Raw genomic sequence first — 21,725 nt, 5'->3', positions numbered from 1 at the left:
GATGATGAGCGAACGCGGCTATCCCGCGCTGGTGGAACCGGCGCCGCGGCTCAGCGCACAGCAAACGCTCCGCGCCGAGCGCCAGCTGGCTCTGCCCGGGTTCGGTGAGCAGGCCCAGCGCCGGCTGGCCGCCGCACGGGTGCTGGTGGTCGGAGCCGGGGGACTGGGCAGTGCCAGCATTCCCTACCTGGTGGGATCCGGTGTCGGCACCATCGGGATCGTCGATGACGATGTGGTGGAGCTGTCCAACCTGCACCGCCAGGTCACCCACACCACCGCGAACCTGGGTAAGGCCAAGACCGCATCGTTGGCGCAGGCGGCCCGCGCGCTGGATCCGGGCGTCACCATCAACGAACACTCCCTGCGGCTGGATTCGACCAATGCCCTGCAGTTGTTCGCCGGCTACGACCTGGTCATTGACGGCAGCGACAACTTCCCCACGCGGTACCTGACCAACGATGCCGCGCAACTTTCCGGCATCCCGTTGATCTGGGGTTCGATCCTGCAGCACCACGGCCAGGTTTCCGTGGCCTGGCACGAACACGGCCCCGGCTATCGGGACCTGTTCCCGGTGCCGCCGGCGCCCGGTACTGTCCCGGACTGCGCGGATGGCGGCGTGCTGCCCGGTTTGTGCGGAACCATCGGTTCACTGCTGGCCACCGAGGCGCTGAAGGTCATCACCGGGATCGGCGAGCCCCTGGTGGGTCGGGTGCTGATCTATGATGCGCTGGCCGCCAGCACCCGGAGCCTGGAATACTCCCGCGATCCGTCCGCACCACCGGTGACCGGGTTGATTGACTACCAGTTGTTCTGTTCCGGCAACCTGCCGCAGCCTGAACAGCTGGCCCCCGAGGACCTGGCCGCCGCGCTGCATTCGGAGCACCCGCCGTTTTTGCTGGATGTGCGCAATCTGGAGGAACGCGAGGAGCTGAGCCTGCGCGGATCACACCATCTGCCGCTGCCGCAGCTGGAGGCGGCCATCGATGCTGGCACCGAGCTGCCGCCGCTGCCAGAACAGCTGGTGGTCTACTGCGCCCGCGGGCCGCGCGCCCTGCGCGCCGCACAGCTGCTGGCCGGGCGAGGCATCAGGGCCTCATATGTGCCCGGCGGCGCCCCCGCGGTGGCCGACTTGGCACCCGATTTGACCGAACCCGTACTGCACCAGCAGTCCTAAGAGTTTGCCACCTGAGGAGCTACGTGAGCTACGCACTGATTACTGACCAGCCGATCGACGAGGACGCCGTGAAGGCGGCCGTGCAATCGGACACAGCCGGTGCGGTGGTGCTGTTCCACGGGATCATCCGCAACCACGACGGCGGCCAGGCGGTGAACTCGTTGGACTACTCGCACCACCCCGAGGCGCAGGCGTTCCTGGAGAAGATCCTCGCCGAAGAGGAGGTAAGCACCGGGCTACGATTGGCAGCCGTGCACCGGGTTGGGGCGCTGACCATCGGGGATGCCGCCCTCGTCGCAGCTTCCGCGGCCGCGCACCGACGTGAGGCCTTCGAAGCCATCGAGAATCTTGTGGAACGTATTAAGGCGGAGGTGCCCATCTGGAAGCGCCAGCACTTCACTTCCGGTTCCTCCGAATGGGTGGGACTCTAGGCGTTCGTTTCTTGCGTGGGCATGATTCACTGCCCTGCACATTTTGACCACCGTGGTGGGTTCAACACCGGACGGAGCAGACCCCAATACGGTCTGGGGTTGGACTGTATGTGTCGCTACAGTGGGTGCCAACCTAATGCCTTGGGGAGCTGCTGCAAAAATTGGGTATAAGTTAGTCAAGCGGTTCGGATCCGTCAAAAAGGCGTGAATATCATATGGCGTGCCTACCACAGCGAAAAGGGCGCAGCCGCGAAGCGAAATGCAGCTATAGCTGCAGCTGGTGGCCTGTTCGCCGAGCTTATTGGCATTAACGACATCAAGCAAAACTGTTTCTCCTAATCCGGAAAGAAGCTCCCAATGGCTACTGAAGTTAACCCAACGCCGCAAAATAAACGTAAGCCGAAAGCAATTCCTAGTGACTACTTTTATCTCGTCCTTGCTCTCTTGGGCCTTTCGCAGCTTCCTGCTACCTTCCAGACCAACGGACTGTGGATAGGCCTTCTTCACCTCGGTGCAATCTTGTGCTTCACCTATCTCATTGCAGCTGGCAACAAAGGTCGTTTTGTTCCTTGGCTAGATCGCGATAATCGCCGTAACTAAGTGTCCGGTGACTATGAAAGAGAGCTCTTATTGCTACCTTTCATAGCCACCGTCCTTTGAATGTTCAGATCGTGATGGGACATGCGGCCTCGCAATTGTCTTAGGTGAGTTAGCAGGGCTTCGAGTTGTGGGCGGATTCGGGAAACTGACGTCACGCCATTTCGCACGGCGTGCTGCTCTCTCCGCCGCTTCCTGAGCCTCGCGTTCATTTTGCTCACGCTGCGAGGCGACCAGCTTAGCTTGTTACTTAACTTTGTGGTGGGCCAAACCGACGGGTTGGATGCCTGCTTTGTGCCGGTTTCGGCTGCCTTTGGGCCGTCCCGGGCCTGGCCTGGTAGCTAACGGCGGGTTCGCCGGATGCACCAAATTCTGGCACACACGCCGGTAGGTCTGGCGCACCCGGCCCTGGCTGAATGCCAGCGGGTCCGCAACCTTTGCCTGCCATGGTAACCGGCACCCTGACGCCACAGGGCGGGCTAAACACAGCATCGTGTACGCAGCCACCACCACCCAGGTCCAGGTATCCGCCGCTCACGGGTCATGCAGTTTCGGCTTGGTCCAACCCAGAGTCTGCTTCAGGAATCTGAACGTGTGCTCCAAATCGAAGCGGCGCAAGTACATGGACCACCAATGATCCATCTCGGCCACGTTCTGGGCTACCGGCGTGGAGGCCCACAACCACATCGGTTTCGGGGCTTGCCCACCGGCCAGGTGTTGGATCTGCACCCCGATCATGGTGCCTTCCAGGACCACCGACCGACCCTGTTCATCAGCGATCCCGCCCCGGGTATCACGTTCGGGGTGCATCCGCTAGAACGCCTGAACAAGCACACACACATACCGGTCCAAATCGTGTTCACTGGCGTAGGTCGGGGCCGGATGGGTGGCCGGGTCCTTCAGGCTCAGCTTGGCTCCGTGCCGTGGCGGCCGGCCCTTGGACGATCCGCTGCGTGCCCCACCCGGGGCGTAAAACACCCTGTTCGAACGGACCCTGGCGATCAGGATCACCGGTAATTCCGCGAGGAGCAAGGCCAAGCGTGCCACGTCATAGCAGGCATCCATGTTGAAAAGGAACTCAGGATCTCCAGGGGGGTGCTCACCGGCGGCCATCAACCGTTGGATGAACTCGCGGATCTGGGCGGCAGTGACCTGGGTAGCGTCTACACCCGGGAGCAGCCGCCGGACATCCACCGGCATGGTCCACGAACTGGCCCCGTTCTAAAGTTCACGCGCGACAGCTGTGCGGGCGACAATCGAATCCCGCTGCGTTATTGGGTTTGAGACGTTGCAGTACGGAGCTTCATCGACATGGCCGAATCGCGAGGAATCGACACGATATGGCGGGCGAAAGTCCTATAGCCTTCCACACGACCCTTCATTTCGGCGGCGGTAGCTGCGGTATCAGTTTGAGACAGAACGGCGAGGGTATTCCGTGCAAAGACTAGGCTTTCTCGAGTCGTTGACGCCGAACCGAGCTAACCAACTTCAGCAACCCGACGGCGGCGAGAATACGCAAAAATTTACACCCCAGATCCGGTCGAAAGATTCGAAGACCACGAGGCGAGTAGATCACGCAGTTCCGTGGGCTGTACTTCGCTCACCGGTGCCTCGCAGAGCGCCAATCCAAACGCCGCCCAGCGCAGGTCTGCGTTTTCACTGCGCAGCATGCAGCTGTGCTCGTCAAGCGGCTGAATCTCGAACCAGCGCCCGACGCGTGGCGCCAGCTCCGCAGTGCTGGCATGGACCCGGGCACTGACCTGGGGATGCCCGGAGCCCCTCAGTCCGGCCCGGACGAACTGCGCAGCGTCGCCGCCCGGAATTTCCCGCGGCGCGAAGCGCAGCGCCCGGGGCTGGGCGTTCTCGGCCCGGTCCACCCGGAAACTGCGCCAATCCGCGCGATCCAGATCGTAGGCCACCAGATAGTAGCGGTTGCCCACGCTGACCAGGTTGGCCGGTTCCACGCGCCGCGAACTGGCCATGCCCCGGGCGTCGCAGTAGTCGAAAGCCACGCGTTCGCGGTCGCGGCATCCCTGGGCGAAGACCACCAGCACCTGCGGATCCACCGGCTCCGGAGCGGACTGCTGGGTATGCAAGGCAACGGTACTCGCGGTCAGCGCCTGTACCCGTTGCCGCAGCCGCGCCGGCAGCACCGGAACCACCTTGGACAGGGCACGCAACCCCGCATCGGCCAGCGTGTTCTGCCCGCCATGGATGGTGGACTGCAAGCCGATGACCAGTGCCACCGCTTCCTCGTCGTCGAGCACCAGCGGCGGCAGCGCCGCTCCCGCGGCCAGCTGGTAGCCGCCGCCCACACCGCGCTCGGCCTGTACCGGGTACCCGAGTTCGCGCAACTGATCCACGTCGCGGCGCAGCGTGCGCAGCGAGACTTCCAGACGCTGTGCCAGTTCCTGCCCTGACCAGTAGCGCCGCGTCTGCAACAGCGAGAGCAGGCGCAGGGTTCGTTGGCTTGTACTCATACAAATATTCTGCCTCTATTTAGGACAGAAAGAGACACCTATTGCTCCTATCGTGGATTTATCAGACACACCGAGAACGAGGAGCACAGCCATGAGCACCACCATGAAAGCCGTCGACACCGAGCTGACCGGGGAGCGGTTCGATCTGCACCAGGCACTGGCCAACGCCCGCCACTTCCTGCGCTTCACCGCGCAGAACCTGAATGACGAACAGGCCGCAACCCGCACTACCGTCAGCGAGCTGACCGTCGGCGGATTGATCAAGCACGTGAGCGCCGTGGAGCTGCAGTGGCAGCAGTTCATGATCAAGGGCAAGGCTGCCATGGACTGGGGCGACGTGGATTTCTACAATATGCCGCCGGAAGCACTTGAAGCCTTCAGCGCAGAATTTAGCATGCAGCCCGGCGAACACCTCGCCGGGCTGCTGGAAGGCTACGAGCGCATTGCGGCAGAAACCGACGCGCTGCTGGCCCGGGTTGATCTGGATGCGGTGCATGAATTGCCCCAGGCACCCTGGTTCGTGGACACCCATTGGTCGGTGCGCCGCACGCTGCTGCACATCATCGGCGAAACCACCCAGCACGCCGGACACGCGGACATCATCCGCGAGGCGCTGGACGGCCAGAAGACCATGGGGTAGCTACCCGCCGATATAGGACATTTCGATACGCCTGCGGTTCCCGGGTGTCAGCGCGGCGCGCAGCTCCGAGTAGTTGTCATCGCGCTTGCGCCACAAGCCGGTCAACGCCACGGCGAGTTCGGCATCGCTGGCCCCGCCGCGCAGCAGTGCCCGCAGGTCGAACCCGGAACCGGCGAACAGGCAGGTGTACAGTTGCCCCTCGGCCGAGATCCGGGCGCGCGAGCAGTTTCCGCAGAAGGCGTTCGTGACACTGGAAATCGCCCCGATTTCCCCGGCACCATCCAGGTAACGCCAGCGGGTGGCGGTTTCACCGGGCTCATTGGCCTTGACCGGCTCCAACGGGTATTTCTCATGGATCCGCTGGACCACCTCGGCGGAGGGCACCACCTCATCGAGTTTCCATCCGTTGGTGGTACCCACATCCATGTACTCGATGAAGCGCAGGATGTGGCCGGTCCCGCGGAAATGCTCGGCCAGGGGCAGGATCTCGTCCTCGTTGACCCCGCGTTTGAGTACGGTGTTGATCTTCACCGGCCCCAGACCCGCGTCCGCGGCCACATCGATGGCCTTCAGTACCCGGCTGACCGGGAACTTCACGTCGTTGATGGCCTGGAACCGGGCTTCGTCCAGGGAATCCAGGGAGACCGTGACACGCGATAAACCGGCCGCTTTCAAGGCTGCGGCTTTCACCGGTAGGGCCGACCCGTTGGTGGTCAGCGCGAGGTCCACCGGCTGGCCATCCGGGGTGCGCAGGGCCGCGAGCATCTGCACCAGTTGCTCGATCCCGCGGCGCAGCAACGGTTCACCGCCGGTCAGGCGCAGCTTGCGGACCCCCAGCGACACGGCGATCCGGGCCAGCCGCTCGATCTCCTCGAAGCTGAGCAATTCGGAACGCTCACGGAACACGAAGTCCTTGCCGAAGATCTCCTTGGGCATGCAGTACACGCACCGGAAGTTGCAACGGTCGGTGACCGAAATCCGCAGATCGCGCAGTGGCCTACCCCGGGCGTCACCCAACGGGCGGGAGGGGATCGACGACATAACCTGGCCTTCTGACGGAACGTGGGTGCCACCTGATCCGGTGGCCATTTCCTATACCTCCAGCGTAGGCCACTTGGCCACGCCACGACAGCACCATGACGCACCCTCCCGCCGGAACGCCCCGTGATATCCACGTAACATCTATTTCACGGCGGTCTGGGAGGATAGCATGACGACAATTCGCGGTATCGGAAAGCTTGAAAGCAGGAAACGCATGCGTGTACGTTCAGCCCTGGCTATTTTGGGAGTCCTTGCGCTGGGACTGACAGCTTGTTCGAATGGCGGCGGCGGGCCCGAGGCGAGCGACGAACCCGACGCCCAGCCGGTGCAGATCACCATCTCCGCCGCGGCCTCGTTGAAGCGCTCCTTCGATGAGATCGCCGAGAACTTCCAGAACGAGAACGAGGGCATCGACATCGCCCAGATCTCCTATGACGGTTCCTCGACCCTGGCCACACAGATCATCGAGGGTGCCCCGGTGGATGTTTTCGCCTCGGCTGATGAGAAGAACATGGTCACGGTGACCGACGCCGGGTTGGCTGTTGGCCCGACCATCTTTGCCACCAACACCCTGGTGATCGCGGTTCCCGCCGGGAACCCCGGATCGGTCCAGGCCCTGGCCGATTTGGCGAACGTGACCACGGTGCTGTGCGCCCCCGAGGTGCCCTGCGGCAACGCCTCACAAACCCTGCTGGGCAACGCCAACATCGAGGTGGAACCGGCCAGCATGGAACAGAACGTGAGCGCGGTGCTGCAGAAGGTCTCCGCCGGTGAAGCCGACGCCGGACTGGTTTACCATACCGACGTGGCCGGGGATGACACGGTTGAAAACATCGTCCCCGAGGGGGCGGACCAGGTGGTGAACAAGTACCCGATCGCCGTGGTCGAGAATTCCCAGGCCACCGCCGAACAGGCCGAGGCGGCCCAGGCATTCGTCGACTATGTGCTTTCGGAAGCCGGGCAGGCCATACTGTCCGAGCACGGCTTCGGCAGTGCCGAGTAGCCAGGCGGGTTCGAGCCGATGAGTATCGTCAGCAAGGCAGATACGGGTGTGCGGGCTCCGTTGGCCGCGGTGTTGCCCGCGATCCTGGGCATCGCCCTGCTGGTACTGCCGCTGGCGGCCCTGGTCGCCCGGGCGTCGTGGGGCACCCTGTTTCAGGACGTGACCAGCCCGGCTGCGCTGCAGGCGCTGTGGCTTTCGCTGCGCACCGGATTCACGGCCACGCTCGTTTGTGTTGTGCTGGGGGTCCCGTTGGCGCTGGTCATGGCCCGCAGTTCGGCGCGCACGGCGCAGTTGCTGCGCGCCCTGGTGGCCGTGCCGCTGGTGCTGCCTCCCATGGTCGGAGGCGTGGCCCTGCTGTTCCTATTCGGCCGCACCAGCCCGCTGGGTCGGCTCATCGACGACCTCTGGGGGATGACCCTGCCCTTTTCCACCGCGGCGGTCATCCTGGCCCAGGCGTTTGTTGCCCTGCCCTTCCTGGTGCTCTCGGTGGAGGGGGCGCTGCGGTCATCGGGCGCCGGCTACGAGCAGGCCGCGGCCACCCTGGGCGCGACACCGTGGACGGTCCTGACCAAGGTAACCCTGCCGTTGGCGGCACCCGGCCTGGTCGCCGGGGTGATCCTGTGCTTTGCCCGGGCGATTGGCGAGTTCGGGGCCACGGCCCTGTTCGCCGGCAATGCCCCGGGCGTCACCCAGACCATGCCGTTGGCGATCTATACCGCCTTCAACGGGGCGGGTACCGGACGTGACTCGGCGGTGGCGTTATCCCTGCTGTTGCTGGCCACCGCAATCCTGGTGCTGGTTAGCGTGCGGGCCTGGCGGCCGGGGGCGTTGAAATGAGCGAGTTCCTGACCGCCCGGCTCACGGTACCGCGCACCGGATTCGATGTGCAGGTCGAACTGGACGTGCACCCGGGACAGGCCCTGGCCCTAATGGGCCCCAGCGGGGCCGGCAAGTCCACGATCGTGCATGCCATTGCCGGGATCGAGAGAATCGCCTCCGGGATGATCCAGCTCGGGGGCACGGTGCTGGCCGATGGGCAACGTCACTTGCCGCCACACCGGCGGTCGGTTGGACTGCTGGGCCAGAACCCCATGCTGTTTCCGCACCTGGGTGCCGCAGGCAACATCGCCTTTGCGGCGCGGGCCTCGGGGCAGGGCAAGGCCCAGGCCGAACAAGTGGCCAGACAATGGCTGGAACGGTTGGGGCTAGGGGAACTGGCCGGACAGCGTCCGGCGGCACTCTCCGGGGGACAACGCCAACGCATCGCCCTGGCCCGGGCACTGGCCGCGCGGCCCAGACTGCTGCTCATTGACGAGCCCTTCGCCTCACTGGATGTGGAGGCTGCCGCGGATATGCGCCAGCTGGTACGTGCTGAGCTGGAGCGCACCGGCATGACCGCGATCGTTGTCTCGCATTCGGCCGCCGATGCCGTGGCGCTGGCCGGGGAACTGGCGGTCATCGAGCGTGGGCGAATGGTGCAACAGGGGCCGGTGCGCCAGGTGCTGGCCGACCCGGCGACCCGCTTCGTCCGTGCGGTTGCCGCCACACTGCCCGCCGGGGACTTTCTGTCCTAGCCTTGCAGTGGGTTCAGGGGCGGGGAACCCGGCTACGACGTCCACGACGTGGTTCGGGCGGGGCGGTGACCGGGTCCCAGCCGCGGCGTACCGGGCGCATCCCGCTTCGACCCACCGCATCCCGGGAACGGTAGACGATATAGGGCCGGAACAGGTAGGGGATCGGGGCGGAGAACACATGCACCAGCCGGGTGAACGGCCAGAGCGCGAACAGCAGGCAGGCGGTGACCACATGCAGCTGGAAGAACAGCGGGACCTGCAGCATCAGTGCCGGATCGGGCTGGAAGATGATCATGCCGCGCACCCACGGGGAGATTGATTCGCGGTAGGAGAACCCCGGCCCGAAGACCTGGTACACCAGGGTGGCCAGGGTCCCGAAGGCCAGGGTGGCGCCGAGGAACACGTACATCACCTTGTCCATGGGAGTGGTGGCCAGGAACACCGGCCCGGTGGTGCGACGCCGGTAGACCAGGATCGCCAATCCCGCCAGGGTCAGCACTGCCGCGAAGGTGCCCATCCAGGTGGCACCCAGATGGTAGATGTGCTCAGTGATCCCGATCGCGTACAGCCACTCGCGGGGGATCAGCAGGCCAACCACATGACCGGCGATCACCATCAGGATGCCAATATGGAACATCGGCGAACCCCACCGCAACAACCGACTCTCGTAGGTCTGGCTGGATCGGGTGGTCCACCCGAACTTGTCGAACCGGTAGCGCCAGATATGCCCCACCACGAACACCACGGCCGCGGCATAGGGCAGCACCACCCATAGCAGGATTGCTCCGGTACTCATCATCCCTCCCTGGGACTGAATGGCGGAAGGTTTCCAAGGAATGACAGGCCCACGGTCTCGGTGGGTGGCCCCTCGCTGACCAGATTCAACACCCGCTCCCGGGTGGCGGCATCCACCGGCGGCAGTGACAGGGTGATGATGCGCAGCAGATCCGCCCACGGGCTGTCGGAGGTTTCCAACGCCTGGCGCAATACCTCGATCCCCTCGATATGCGCGGCCAACAGGGATTCGGCGATCGGGTCATCGCAGCGGGCGCAGAATTCCAGGACCGCCGGCAGGTAGTCCGGCAATTCATCGGCGGAGAAATCCCAGCCGGTGGCCCGGTAGGCCTCGAGGAAGGTGACCAGCGCGGTGCCGCGTTTGCGGGTGTCCCCGGTGGCGAAGTAGCTCAGGTACAGGCTGCATTTGCGTTTCAGATCGAAGGTGGCCACGTACCGACGTTGCCAGTCGGTGGGCCCGGCCGCCCGGGCGGTGCTGATGAACCTGCCGAACAGCCCGGTGAGTTCCTGCGGCAACCCGTCCAGGTGCCCCGGCAAGGTAGCCAGCCGGTCAAACCACTGCGCATCCGGGTAGTCCAGCAGCAGCGAGCAGAGCATGTGCACGCGGGCACGCTGCGGCCGGGTGAGCCGGATCGGTTCCAGGGTTCCGGGCAGCGGCCGGCGGGCGGTGGCGCGGTTGAACAACTTGGGGATCATGAGCCATCACGATCCTGCGCTTGGGGTCCGGGCGGGAACAACCCGTCCGGTCGTCCATTGCCATCCCAGTTCAGCAGGTTCACCCTGCCCGCGGTGGAAGGACGGTCAGCGGTTTGCCGGTTCTTCAGCGCCTGGAAGTTCTCCACGGCCACCGGCACCGATTCGCCGGAGGAGGAACCGAAGGGGCCGGCCCCGCCCATTCCCGGCCCGCCCTCGAAGTCCAGGGAGCAACCCATTTCCTCCAGGTCGTGGGCCTGTTCGGCGTGGGCGGGCGGGATGACGTAGCGTTCCTCGTACTTGGCGATGGCCAGCAGCCGGTACATTTCCTCCATTTGCGTACCGGTCATGCCTACCGCCTCGGTGATCGACTCGTCACGCACGTCATCGAGCGAGATGCCGCGCATGTAGGAGCGCATGGCGGCCAGCTTGCGCAGTGCAAGGTCCACCGGTGCGGTGTCCCCGGCGGTGAACAGCTCGGCCAGGTAGCCGATCGGGATGCGCAGCTTGTCGATGGCGGCGAACAGGTTGTCCGCGTCCTCGCCGTCGTTGCCGGTGTTGCTGACCACGTCCACCACCGGGGACAGCGGCGGGATGTACCAAACCATGGGCATGGTGCGGTATTCCGGGTGCAGCGGCAGGGCGACCTGGTAGTCGCGGATCAGCTTCCAGATCGGGCTGGCCTGCGCGGCGTGGATCCAGTCCTCCTCGATCCCCTCGGCCCGGGCGGCTTCGATGACCGCCGGGTCGTTCGGATCCAGCAGCACCTGGCGTTGGGCTTCGAGCAGGTCGTGCTCGTCTTCCACGCTGGCCGCCGCGGCGACCGCGTCCGCGTCGTAGAGCACCAGACCCAGGTAGCGCAGTCGTCCCACACAGGTCTCGGCGCAGACCGTGGGCATGCCGACCTCCACACGCGGGTAGCAGAAGGTGCATTTCTCGGCCTTGCCGGTGCGGTGGTTGAAGTAGACCTTCTTGTACGGACAGCCCGAGACGCACATGCGCCAACCGCGGCAGGCGTCCTGGTCCACCAACACGATCCCGTCCTCGGACCGCTTGTACATGGCGCCTGAGGGGCAGGATGCCACGCAGGAGGGGTTCAGGCAGTGCTCGCAGATCCGCGGCAGGTAGAACATGAAGGCCTTCTCGTACTCGGCCTTCACCTCTTCGCTCATCTTGGCCAGAAGCGGGTCCTGGTCCATGGTTTCCAGCGAACCGCCTAGGTTGTCATCCCAGTTCGCGGACCAGCCGATCTTCATGTCCTTGCCGGTGAGCAGCGACTTGGGCCGGGCGACCGGGGTGTGTTCCCCGGAAGGGGAGTTCAGCAGCATGTCGTAGTCGTAGGTCCACGGCTCGTAGTAGTCGTGGATCTCGGGCAGTTTCGGGTTGGAGAAGATCCGGGAGAGCTTATGCAGCCGGCCCCCGTCACGCAGCTTCAGGCGACCGCGTTTGGTGCGTACCCAACCGCCGCGCCATTTCTCCTGGTCCTCGTAGGTGCGCGGATAACCCACCCCGGGCCGGGTCTCCACATTGTTGAACCACACGTATTCCACTCCGGTACGGTTGGTCCACGCCTGCTTGCAGGTGACCGAGCAGGTGTGGCAACCGATGCACTTGTCCAGATTCATCACCATGGACATTTGGGCCATGACCTTCATCGGTATTGCACCTCCTGGTTGCGGCGGCGGATCGTGGTGACCTCGTCACGCTGGTTGCCGGTTGGTCCCAGGTAGTTGAACGCCCAGGCCAGTTGGCCGTAGCCGCCGATCAGGTGGCTGGGTTTCATCAGAATCCGGGTCAGCGAGTTGTGGATGCCGCCGCGTTTGCCGCTGGTTTCGGCGATCGGCACGTCCACGGTGCGGTCCTTGGCGTGGTACATGTACACGGTGCCCTCCGGCATCCGATGCGAGACGATCGCACGGGCCACCACCACGCCGTTGCGGTTGTAGGACTCGATCCACTCGTTGTCCCGCACCCCGATCTTCGCCGCATCCTGCGGTGACATCCAGATGGTCGGCCCGCCGCGGGAGAGCGAGAGCATGAACAGGTTGTCCTGGTATTCGGAGTGGATGGACCACTTCGAGTGCGGTGTCAGGTAGCGCACCACCACTTCGGCGTTGCCGGACTCGTGGGTGCCGGTCGCCCCCAGCCGGCCGTCGCCGAACAACCGGTGCATATCCAGTGGCGGTCGGTAGATCGGCAGGCTTTCGCCCAGCTCCTCCATCCAGTCGTGATCCAGGTAGAAGTGCATGCGGCCGGTGAGCGTGTGGAAGGGCTTGAGATGCTCCACGTTGATCGCGAATGCGGTGTAGCGCCGCCCCCCGTGTTCCGAACCGGACCATTCCGGGGAGGTCACCACGCTGCGTGGCTGGACCTGCACGTCCTGGAAGGTGATCCGAGACCCTTCGTGCTCCTCGGAGAGGTAGGCCATCGCCTGCCCGGTGTGCTCCTCCAATTGTCGGAACCCCGCCGTGGCCAGCCGCCCGTTGGAGGTGCCGGAGAAGGCCAGGATCATCTCGCAGGCCTTCTGGTCGGTGTCCAGCCTGACCGCCCCGGCATGCGGGCCACCGGCGACGGTGCCGTTCAGCCGGCCCAGCGCCTTGATCTCGGGTTCCACCCGGTACTTGACGCCCTTGGTGACCATGCCCAGTTTCCCGGTCAGCGGGCCCAGGGAACTCCACCGCTCGTAGAGGTTGGGGTAGTCGCGTTCCACCACGGTCAGCTTGGGCATGGTGAGTCCCGGGACCAGTGGTGCCCCGTCGGTGACCCGGCCCTTCGGGGTGGCCATCACCTCGGCGGTGTCGTGCTGCAGTGGGGTCGCAACCAGGTCCTTGCGAACCCCCAGATGTGTTTTCGCGTATTGGCCGAAGCGCTTGGCCATTTGCCCGAACAGGTCGAAATCGGTTTTGGTCTGCCAGGGCGGGGAAATGGCGGGGTTGAAGGAGTGGATGAACGGGTGCATGTCCGTGGAGGACAGATCGTATTTCTCGTACCAGGTGGCGGCCGGGAAAACGATGTCGGAGAACAAGGTGGTACTGGTCATCCGGAAATCCGCGGTGGCCAACAGATCCAGCTTGCCCTCGGGGGCCTTCTCGTGCCATGTCATGTCCACCGGGCGTTGGCCCTCGGCTGCTTCCGGGGCGCGTACCGAGGCATCGGTGCCCAGCAGGTGTTTGAGGAAGTACTCGTTGCCCTTGCCGGAGGAACCCAGGATGTTCGCCCGCCAGATCAGCACCACCCGCGGGAAGTTTTCCGGAGAGTCCGGATCCTCGCAGGCATAGGCCAGCGACCCGTCGGTGAGCGAGTCCACCACATGCGCCGCGGGATCCTTGCCTGCGGCTTCGGCCTCGTCCACCAGATCCAGCGGGTTGCGGTTGAAGGTCGGGTAGTCCGGCATCCATCCGCGTTTGATCGATTCAACCAGGCAATCGGCGGTGGTGCGTCCGTCGAATTTGCCGCGGGCCAGCGGGGAGGCCAGCTGGGTGGCCGGCAGCCCGTCATAGCGCCACTGGTCGGTGGCCAGGTACCAGAAGGCGGTGCCGATGGTATGCCGTGGTGGGCGGCCCCAATCCCCTGCCGAGGCGTACTGCTGGTAGCCGGTGATCGGACGGACCTTCTCCTGCCCCACATAGTGGGCCCACCCGCCGCCGTTGACGCCCTGGCAACCGGTCATCATGGTCAGCGCCAGGAAGGTGCGGTAGATGGTGTCGGAGTGGAACCAGTGGTTGGTTCCGGCGCCCATCAGGATCATTGACCGGCCACCGGACTTCTCGGCGGTATCGGCGAATTCGCGGGCAATACGGATCGCCTGTTCGGCGCGGACCGAGGTATGTTCCTGTTGCCAGCCCGGAGTGCCGGGGCTGGTGGTGTCCTCGTACCCGGTGGGCCAGCTGCCAGGCAGGCCCTCACGGCCCACCCCGTACTGGGCGAGCATCAAATCGAAGACCGTGGTGACCAATTTGTCCCCGAGGCGCAACACCGGGACCCCGCGGGTGACCACGCCCGAGCCGCCGGCGTGTTCCTGCCCGGCCTGCGGGTCCAGATCGAAGCGCGGCAAGCCGATTGCCGCGGCCTGACCGTCCCAGGATTCCAGGTCCGCAACGGACAGGACGGGGGTGATGTCCCCCAGATCCAGATTCCAGGCACCCTTGTCCCCGGGGGAGAAACGGTGGCCCAGGGTGCCGCGCGGGATCCGGGGTTGACCGCTGGCATCCAGCAGGGCCGGCTTGAAGGCGGCGTTCTCCGCCTCTGCCTCGGTACCTCCCAGGTCCGCGGCGGTGAGGAACTTGCCGGGGACCGGCAGACCGGTCACCTCGTCGATTTCCACCAGGAACGGTGAGTCGGTGAAGCGCAGCATGTATTCCTGGAACCGGGCGGTGCGTTTCTGAACGAAGTGTTCGGTGAGGATCACGTGCCCCATGGCCAACCCCAGGGCCGCGTCGGTCCCCGGGTGGATGGCCACCCATTCGTCGGCGAACTTGGTGTTGTCGGTATAGTCCGGGGAGACGGTGACGACCTTCTGCCCGCGGTACCGGGCTTCGGCCATGAAGTGGGCGTCCGGGGTGCGGGTGACCGGGACGTTCGAACCCCACATGATCAGGTACTGGGCGTTCCACCAATCCGCAGACTCGGGAACATCGGTCTGGTCGCCGAAGACCTGCGGGCTGGCTACCGGCAAGTCGGCGTACCAGTCGTAGAAGGAGAGCATGGTTCCGCCGACCAGGTTCAGGTAGCGGGATCCGGCCCCGTGCGACACCATCGACATGGCCGGGATCGGGGAGAACCCGGCGATCCTGTCCGGCCCGTACCTCTTGACCGAGTACACCTGGGCGGCGGTGGAGATCTCCAGGGCCTCATCCCAGGTGGTACGGATCAGCCCGCCCTTGCCACGGGCCTTCTTGTAGCGTCTGGCCTTGGCCGGGTCCTCGACGATCGAGGCCCAGGCGTCGACCGGGTCCGGATGCTCGGTTTTGGCCTGCCGGTAGAGCTCGGCCAGCACATCGCGGATATACGGGTAGCGCACCCGGGTGGGCGAGTAGGTGTACCAGCTGAATGCGGCGCCTCGCGGGCAGCCGCGCGGCTCGTACTCCGGTGAATCCGGCCCCACCGACGGATAGTCGGTCTGCTGCGTTTCCCAGGTGATGATGCCGTCCTTGACGTATACCTTCCAGGAACAGGATCCGGTGCAATTCACTCCGTGGGTGGAGCGCACGACCTTGTCGTGGGCCCAGCGGTCGCGGTAGAAGACATCACCCTTCCGCCCGCCGGAGAGGAACATGGCACGCAGGTCCTCGCTGGTCTCGCCGCGCCGCAGGAAGCGTCCCATGCCCAGCAGCGAGTCGGCGAGTGGTCCATCGGTGGCCGGTTGTGTGTGGTGTGGCCTGTCGGTCATTTGCGGGTACTCCCAACTGTGACTCCTGTCACGATCTTCGTACCTTGTTCCGAAAGACGCAACCCCCTTGGGGTTTCCCCTTGTGTGCGTTGGCCCCGGTCGCCCCAATACCGGCCGAAGTCTAGCGCCAACCCGAAGGTGCGGGTTAGGGTGCAATCCAAGAGCAACGCGGTGAACGACACCCAGAGCGCCCCGGTGGAGGAATTCCATGAGCAAAAATTCCACATCAGCACCCCCGGCCACAACACCGGATTTGCGCGGCCAATTTCCACAGCTGTTGCTGGCCACGCTGGCCAGCGCCGTCGGGTTCTGGGCGTGGATGCTCATTTCCCCGATCCAGACCTTCTACGCCGAGGGTATGGATCTGGGCGAGGGGCAGGTGTCCCTGATGCTGGCCACCCCGGTGCTCGTCGGCGCGCTGGGGCGCATCGTCACCGGTGCACTGACCGACCGGTTCGGTGCCCGCAAGATGTTCACCTTCGTACTGCTGGGATCGGTGCCCGCGGTACTGCTGGTGGCGCTCGCCGGGACCCTGGGCAGCTTCCCGCTGCTGATCGTGGCCGGCACCTACCTGGGTCTGGCCGGCACCATCTTCGCCGTCGGCGTTCCCTTCGCCAGTGCCTGGTACCCGCCGGAGAAGCGCGGCTTTGCCAACGGCGTGTTCGGCATGGGCATGATCGGTACCGCTATCTCGGCTTTCCAGACCCCGCGGTTGCTGCGCCAGTTCGGCTACTTCGAGACGCACCTGTTCATCGCCGGGCTGATGGTGGTGGTCGCGGGGCTGGTCTGGTTCTTCCTGCGCGAATCCCCGGCGTGGGTCCCCAGCCGGCAACCGCTGATCCCGAAGCTGGTCGGCGCGCTGAAGCTCCCGGTGACCTGGCAGATGTCCTTCCTCTACGGCATCGTCTTCGGCGGTTTCGTGGCGTTTTCGAATTTCCTTCCCAAGTACCTGGTGACTATCTATCCCGATCAGGTGGACCCGGTCGGGGCCGGTACCCGCACCGCACTGTTCGCGGTGGCCGCGGTGATCGCCCGCCCCATCGGTGGTGTGTTGGCCGACAAGTTCGGCCCCAAGGTCGTGGCCCTGGTTTCCCTTGCCGGTATCGTCTCGCTGGCCTATATCGTGGGCCAGCAGCCGCCTGAAGGTATCCTCACCGGAGCCACGTTCCTGGGCATGGCCGCTGCCATGGGTCTGGGAATGGGCGCGGTGTTCGCGTGGGTGGGACCTTCCACCCCGCCGGAGAAGGTCGGGGCGGTCAGCGGCGTGGTGGCGGCCGCCGGCGGCCTGGGCGGGTACTTTCCGCCGTTGGCCATGGGCGCGACCTACCATGCCGAAACGAACTCCTATGCCCTGGGGTTGTGGCTTCTGGTTCTGGTGGGCACCTTCGCACTGGTTGTCGCCGGTATGCTGCGCAACGCCAAGAGCAGCAAATAGCAGTGCCCACGTGTCGTTTCATGAAAGTCCCGGCGTGTCTGGCCGATGGGGCAGTAGGGCATACTGGCCTAGGAGGACGGAAGGCAGGCCATGGCAATCACTTGCGAAGAACACCTGGACTGGATCCTGGAACAGGTCAGGGTGCTGGTACCGGAGCGTCTGGATCTGGTGAAGGACTTTTCGGCACTGCACGGCTCGGTCCTGGCCCAGGATGTCGCTGCGGCGCACCCGCTCCCGCTGTGGGACAACTCGGCCATGGACGGCTATGCGGTCCGCTCCGCCGACCTGGCCGCCGCCGGAGGAACGCACCCCGTGGAGCTTGAAGTGCTCGGGGAAGTGGCCGCCGGGAGCAGCCTTGACCCGGATATCGGTCCGGGACAGTGCGTGCGCATCATGACCGGGGCACCGTTGCCCAGTACTGCCGACGCGGTGGTGCGGGTCGAAGACACCCAACCTGCGGACGGTGGGGGACAGTGGGCCACGCAACGGGTGCGAATCCTGGCGGCGGTCGAACCGGGCAAAGACGTGCGACGGCGCGGTGAGGACAAGCAAATCGGGGCGCCGGTCGCCAAAACCGGGCAGCTGCTGAGCGCCGCGGGCCTCTCGGCCCTAGCTGCGGCCGGGATCCACGAGGTGCTGGTGCGCACCGCCCCCAAGGTGGCGGTGCTGATCACCGGATCCGAGCTGCAACCGATCGGTGCCGCACTGAGGCGCGGCCAGATCCCGGAGTCCAATTCACTGCTGATCCGCGGGTTGCTGGCCGAGGCCGGGATCCGGCAGGTCACCATGGAACGTTGTGCCGATGAACCGCAGGCCGTCCGGCAACGGCTGGCCGAACTGGGCGCCACCCACGACGCGGTGATCTCCACCGGCGGGGTGGGACCGGGAACCCATGACGTGATGCGCCTGGTGCTGGCGGACGAACCCGGGGTCCGGGCGGTCCGTGTGGCGGTGCGTCCCGGGCAACCGCAATGCACCGGCCGGTTGTCCGGCGGGGCCATGGTCTTTGCGCTCCCGGGAAACCCGGTCAGTGCCGCGGTGAGTTTTGAACTCTTCGTCCGACCCGCGCTGCGTGCCATGCAGGGCAGTGCCACCGTGCAACGACCCGTATCCACCGCGAGGGCCACGGTGGGCTGGCGCGGGAGCAAGGGACGTCTGCAAGTGTTGCCGGTGGTCTTCGATCCGAAGGATGCCACCGCGTGCACCCCGGCGGTGCACGCATCCAGCATCTCCCACTCCGTTGGTGGTTTCGGCGCGGCCGAAGGCTATGCCCTGGTCGGGGCGGAGACCGGGGATGTGGCGGCCGGGGACAGCGTGGACGTGATCCGGGTGATCCCATGAGCCCCAAAACCACGATGGACTTCGAGGCACTGATCCTGGCCGGTGGACGCGGTAGCCGGCTGGGCGGGATCGACAAGGCCGAACTGCACGTGCATGGCCGGCGACTGGTCGACCGGGTCATCTCCGCCGCGCGTGAAGCCGGGGCAACGACGGTCACCGTGGTGGGTCCCGACAGCGCAGGCACCATGGCCGATAGGGTGCTACGTGAACAGCCCGCGTTCGGGGGACCATTGGCAGGCATCGCCGCGGGAATCAGACATGTCACTGCGCCGTGGGTGATGGTCCTGGCCTGCGACCTGCAACATCCGCAGGCCGTCATCACTCACCTGGTCTTCGCTCCGGAATCCGGGGAGGCCGACGGGGTCATCCTGGTGGACCAGGACGGCCGTGAACAGTGGATGGCCGGAACCTACCGCACCGAATCCGTCGCGCGCATCTGCGACCAGCTGGGCCAGGCAGTGGCCAACGCACCGGTCCGCAAGGCACTGATGCCCCTGTCACTGGAACGCCGGCCGATCAGCAACCAGGACAGCCTGGATATCGACACCCCCGAAGCATTGGAACAGGCACGGGCACACCAGCCCACCACGAGAGAGGACTAGCCATGGCAGTACATCTTCCCCCGGAAGCACTCGACGAATGGCTCAGCGCCGCAGCCGAAGAGCTCGGTCTGGATGAAAACGAGGTGGATATCGCCACCCTGCTGGATGTGGCCAAGGATGTCGCCCACAGCGTGGCCCGGCCCGCAGCACCGCTGAGTACCTTCCTACTGGGTCTGGCCCTGGGCCGCTCGGCGCCGGGAACCGAGCTGGGAGAGTTAGCTGGACAACTCAGCGCCCGCGCCAAGCGCTGGGCCGCGGAGCAGCAGGGCGAATAGGCCCAGACACGCGGACCTCATCCGGGAGTGGGAAGGCATTCGTTCCCCGGTGCCGGACCCGCGGTGCCACCTGTGGGGTGGGGTTCTCGTGCCATGGTGCGGCGGGAGGGTGTGCTTGCTGGGTATGACCAGCCGAACCCTTGTTGGTGGTCGCGGGAACAGTGCAGGACCGCTGCCCATTGATCGGCTGCGGTCGAGCATGGATAACTAACGGGCATAATCCGGGCCGATCCTTCTGGACGGTGGTCGGGCGGGAGGTGGCATCACGGTAGACTCGTGACCCATGGCAATCGGTGCAACTATACAGATTTTCGAAGTCCAACTCGCGGATGTGGATCGTGGTGTCTATGAGGATCTGTCCCTGCGGGTGGCGCAACATGCATCGGAGACCGACAGCTATCTGTTGACCCGGGTTCTGGCATACTGCCTGGAATACGAGGAAGGCATCGGGTTCGCGGCCGGTGGGGTGTCCTCCGGTGAGGAACCTGCCGTGTTGATCAAGGACCTCACCGGGCTGGTGACCGCCTGGATCGAGGTGGGAGCCCCGGATGCCCAGCGTCTGCACTATGGCAGCAAGCTGGCCGGGCGGGCTGCGGTCTACACGCACCGTGATCCAGCGAAGCTCCTGGCGTCCTGGAAGGGTAAGACCATCCACCGCTCCGGGCACATCACAGTACGTTCGTTCGATTCGGGATTCATTGACTCGATCGTCGCCTCGTTGTCCCGGCGCAATACGTTGTCGGTGTCGGTGACCGAGGGACAGATCTACCTGGAACTGAACGGGAATGCCTTCGAGACGAAGATCCACGATCACCATATCGAGTAGGTAATAGGGAGCCGCACCATTGCTCGGCGGGACGTGTTCCGCGGCGGGTGGGATCACGGTCTCCGGCAGCACGCCTGACGTACACCCCGGCGGCCCGGGTGTCATAAGCCCGCAGACCTCTTGACGGGCTTCATTGACGGCAACAGGCTGACGGTGACCACTACTGCGGGCAACTGGTGTCGCTGGAAGTAGGAGGTCTTTCCCTTAACCTAGGAGCCACTATGAAGAAACCTGTTCGGCCGGCTGCGATACTTGTCCTCGCGATCATGTCCTTTCTTGCAGACCGTCGTATTCGAGCAGGTAATCTGGGGAGTTTTGTCGGGCGCCGGTGCCGCAATGATATGGGGATGGTTCGGGAATGAGCACCAAGAAATAACCGTCGACGCTCGTGGGCTCGATCCTAAAGATGTGAAGGAATATCGCAGTCAGCACTCAGGTGCGACGGTAGCCGATGCAATCAATGCGTTGGGGCGCCCAAATTCCTGATCAGCTTCTCCGCTGGCATCCAGGAAGCGTTTGAGGTCTTTCACTTTGTCCCCATCGTTCCGGTAAGTGCGCTGTTGAGGCGTGCCATCGGGTTCTCGCCAGTGCCCTTGGATACTGATTCCGTGCTTGATCTGTCGTTTCCGTATAGTCGCCACTTCTACCTTTAACTCGACTGTCCTTTCATTGAAGCAACAGATCCGGGATTAAGTGAACAAGTCGAATTCAGGTAAGAAAAAACCCCGGAATCACAAGGATTCCGGGGTAATTCTACGCGGTGACGGTGGGATTTGAACCCACGGTACGGGGTTACCGTACACAACATTTCGAGTGTTGCACCTTCGGCCGCTCGGACACGTCACCAGACCTGATAACTCTACAACGAACGAAAGCCGAAACCAAAACAGAAGGCCGTTCTGGGCTTGCAAGTGGCCAGAACCACATTTGCCGGTGCGCGCTAGCGGCGCCTGGCCCGGAAGAAGTCCCTGAGCAGATCGGCACACTCGTCCTCCAGGATCCTCGGGTAGACCTCCACCCAATGATTCAGTCGGGGTTCACGCACGATGTCGAAGACCGAACCGCAGGCACCGGCCTTTTCATCCCAGGCGCCGAAGACCAGCCTGGGAATGCGGGAAAGCACGATCGCCCCGGCGCACATGGCGCAGGGTTCAAGGGTTACCACCAGGGTGCAATCCTCCAGCCGCCATCCGTCATCCGTGCCACGGGCCTGCAATGCCTTCACTGCGTTGCGGATGGCCACAACCTCGGCATGGGCGGTGGGGTCTGCGGTGGCTTCCCGTTCGTTGCGCCCGGTGGACAGCAGCTGCCCCGTGGGGGAGATGACCACTGCCCCGATGGGGACATCATCGGTGAGCAATGCGGCCCTGGCCTCATCCAGTGCCCATCGCATCCACTGTGTCTGTTCTTGCTCCATAGTTCTTCCACT

Annotated in this window: 21 protein-coding genes and 1 tRNA gene; 12 read left to right on the top strand and 10 right to left on the bottom strand. The window is 64.7% G+C overall.

Annotated elements, in window-relative coordinates; translation table 11 throughout:
• Window position 1: 1 nt before the first annotated feature.
• The 3 genes from OK351_RS15580 (at window position 2) to OK351_RS15570 (ending at window position 2,205) form a co-directional block, all read left to right on the top strand.
• Window positions 2-1,174, top strand: a complete 1,173-nt coding sequence (locus OK351_RS15580) for a ThiF family adenylyltransferase (protein WP_265160811.1) — start codon at window positions 2-4, stop codon at window positions 1,172-1,174.
• 23 nt (window positions 1,175-1,197) lie between these two features.
• A complete protein-coding gene (locus tag OK351_RS15575) occupies window positions 1,198-1,605 on the top strand; it encodes a molybdenum cofactor biosynthesis protein MoaE (RefSeq protein ID WP_265160809.1) in 408 nt (135 codons plus the stop codon).
• Window positions 1,606-1,962: 357 nt separating this feature from the next.
• On the top strand, window positions 1,963-2,205 hold the full coding sequence (locus tag OK351_RS15570) for a hypothetical protein (RefSeq protein WP_265160808.1): 243 nt from the start codon (window positions 1,963-1,965) through the stop codon (window positions 2,203-2,205).
• A 531-nt stretch (window positions 2,206-2,736) separates the two neighbouring features.
• On the opposite strand, the gene OK351_RS15565 is transcribed toward OK351_RS15570, so the two are convergent.
• The 3 genes from OK351_RS15565 to OK351_RS15555 all read right to left on the bottom strand — a co-directional run bounded on the left by OK351_RS15565 (window position 2,737) and on the right by OK351_RS15555 (window position 4,682).
• Entirely contained in the window at window positions 2,737-3,012 is a 276-nt protein-coding gene (locus OK351_RS15565; protein WP_265160806.1) for a hypothetical protein, read from the bottom strand.
• Between the two features lie 3 nt (window positions 3,013-3,015).
• Window positions 3,016-3,402 carry a transposase gene (locus tag OK351_RS15560; RefSeq protein WP_265160804.1) on the bottom strand — a complete coding sequence of 129 codons (387 nt, stop codon included), beginning with the start codon at window positions 3,400-3,402 and terminating at the stop codon, window positions 3,016-3,018.
• A gap of 323 nt (window positions 3,403-3,725) precedes the next feature.
• Complete coding sequence (locus tag OK351_RS15555) at window positions 3,726-4,682, bottom strand: helix-turn-helix transcriptional regulator (protein WP_265160802.1); 957 nt, start codon at window positions 4,680-4,682, stop codon at window positions 3,726-3,728.
• A gap of 91 nt (window positions 4,683-4,773) precedes the next feature.
• Here OK351_RS15555 and OK351_RS15550 point away from each other — a divergent pair, with 91 nt between their 5' ends.
• Window positions 4,774-5,322 (top strand): DinB family protein, encoded by a 549-nt coding sequence (locus OK351_RS15550; protein ID WP_265160800.1) that lies wholly within the window; start codon window positions 4,774-4,776, stop codon window positions 5,320-5,322.
• Here OK351_RS15550 and moaA read toward each other — a convergent pair whose 3' ends face one another.
• Window positions 5,323-6,363 carry a GTP 3',8-cyclase MoaA gene (gene moaA / locus OK351_RS15545; RefSeq protein ID WP_265160798.1) on the bottom strand — a complete coding sequence of 347 codons (1,041 nt, stop codon included), beginning with the start codon at window positions 6,361-6,363 and terminating at the stop codon, window positions 5,323-5,325.
• 214 nt (window positions 6,364-6,577) lie between these two features.
• On the opposite strand from moaA, the gene modA reads away from it, so the two are divergent.
• Genes modA through OK351_RS15530 form a run of 3 tightly spaced genes read left to right on the top strand, consistent with a single transcriptional unit; the run spans window position 6,578 to window position 8,940 of the window.
• Window positions 6,578-7,366 (top strand): molybdate ABC transporter substrate-binding protein, encoded by a 789-nt coding sequence (modA, locus tag OK351_RS15540; RefSeq protein WP_265160796.1) that lies wholly within the window; start codon window positions 6,578-6,580, stop codon window positions 7,364-7,366.
• 18 nt (window positions 7,367-7,384) lie between these two features.
• Window positions 7,385-8,203, top strand: a complete 819-nt coding sequence (locus tag OK351_RS15535) for an ABC transporter permease (protein ID WP_265160794.1) — start codon at window positions 7,385-7,387, stop codon at window positions 8,201-8,203.
• Window positions 8,200-8,940 (top strand): ATP-binding cassette domain-containing protein, encoded by a 741-nt coding sequence (locus OK351_RS15530; protein ID WP_265160792.1) that lies wholly within the window; start codon window positions 8,200-8,202, stop codon window positions 8,938-8,940. Before OK351_RS15535 ends, OK351_RS15530 begins: the two co-directional genes overlap by 4 nt.
• 13 nt (window positions 8,941-8,953) lie before the next feature.
• Here the strand turns inward: OK351_RS15530 and narI are convergent, their stop codons facing one another.
• The 4 genes from narI to OK351_RS15510 are packed head-to-tail and all read right to left on the bottom strand — an operon-like array spanning window position 8,954 to window position 15,817.
• Entirely contained in the window at window positions 8,954-9,736 is a 783-nt protein-coding gene (gene narI, locus OK351_RS15525) for a respiratory nitrate reductase subunit gamma (protein ID WP_265160790.1), read from the bottom strand.
• Window positions 9,736-10,431 carry a nitrate reductase molybdenum cofactor assembly chaperone gene (gene narJ / locus OK351_RS15520; protein ID WP_265160788.1) on the bottom strand — a complete coding sequence of 232 codons (696 nt, stop codon included), beginning with the start codon at window positions 10,429-10,431 and terminating at the stop codon, window positions 9,736-9,738. Before narJ ends, narI begins: the two co-directional genes overlap by 1 nt.
• Complete coding sequence (gene narH / locus OK351_RS15515; RefSeq protein WP_265160786.1) at window positions 10,428-12,083, bottom strand: nitrate reductase subunit beta; 1,656 nt, start codon at window positions 12,081-12,083, stop codon at window positions 10,428-10,430. The genes narJ and narH overlap by 4 nt, the downstream gene beginning before the upstream one ends.
• Window positions 12,080-15,817, bottom strand: coding sequence for a nitrate reductase subunit alpha (locus OK351_RS15510; protein ID WP_265160784.1), 3,738 nt, complete (start codon window positions 15,815-15,817; stop codon window positions 12,080-12,082). Before OK351_RS15510 ends, narH begins: the two co-directional genes overlap by 4 nt.
• A 208-nt stretch (window positions 15,818-16,025) precedes the next feature.
• Here OK351_RS15510 and OK351_RS15505 point away from each other — a divergent pair, with 208 nt between their 5' ends.
• From OK351_RS15505 to OK351_RS15485, 5 genes are all read left to right on the top strand, one after another.
• Window positions 16,026-17,252, top strand: coding sequence for a nitrate/nitrite transporter (locus OK351_RS15505; RefSeq protein WP_265160782.1), 1,227 nt, complete (start codon window positions 16,026-16,028; stop codon window positions 17,250-17,252).
• Between the two features lie 90 nt (window positions 17,253-17,342).
• Complete coding sequence (glp, locus tag OK351_RS15500; RefSeq protein ID WP_265160780.1) at window positions 17,343-18,593, top strand: molybdopterin molybdotransferase MoeA; 1,251 nt, start codon at window positions 17,343-17,345, stop codon at window positions 18,591-18,593.
• A complete protein-coding gene (locus tag OK351_RS15495) occupies window positions 18,590-19,195 on the top strand; it encodes a molybdenum cofactor guanylyltransferase (protein ID WP_265160778.1) in 606 nt (201 codons plus the stop codon). The genes glp and OK351_RS15495 overlap by 4 nt, the downstream gene beginning before the upstream one ends.
• 2 nt (window positions 19,196-19,197) lie before the next feature.
• Window positions 19,198-19,470: a DUF6457 domain-containing protein gene (locus tag OK351_RS15490; RefSeq protein ID WP_265160777.1), complete on the top strand. Its 273-nt coding sequence runs from the start codon at window positions 19,198-19,200 to the stop codon at window positions 19,468-19,470.
• A gap of 283 nt (window positions 19,471-19,753) precedes the next feature.
• Window positions 19,754-20,296 (top strand): YaeQ family protein, encoded by a 543-nt coding sequence (locus tag OK351_RS15485; protein WP_265160776.1) that lies wholly within the window; start codon window positions 19,754-19,756, stop codon window positions 20,294-20,296.
• Between the two features lie 758 nt (window positions 20,297-21,054).
• Here OK351_RS15485 and OK351_RS15480 read toward each other — a convergent pair.
• Window positions 21,055-21,142 (bottom strand) — tRNA-Ser (locus tag OK351_RS15480).
• Between the two features lie 94 nt (window positions 21,143-21,236).
• Complete coding sequence (tadA, locus tag OK351_RS15475) at window positions 21,237-21,713, bottom strand: tRNA adenosine(34) deaminase TadA (protein WP_265160775.1); 477 nt, start codon at window positions 21,711-21,713, stop codon at window positions 21,237-21,239.
• Window positions 21,714-21,725: the final 12 nt, after the last annotated feature.

Origin of the sequence: Glutamicibacter sp. MNS18, assembly GCF_026107515.2 — a bacterium.
In the GTDB taxonomy this organism is placed as follows: domain Bacteria; phylum Actinomycetota; class Actinomycetes; order Actinomycetales; family Micrococcaceae; genus Glutamicibacter.
Note: the sequence above shows the minus strand (reverse complement) of the source record. Positions and strands in the feature narration are given on the sequence as shown.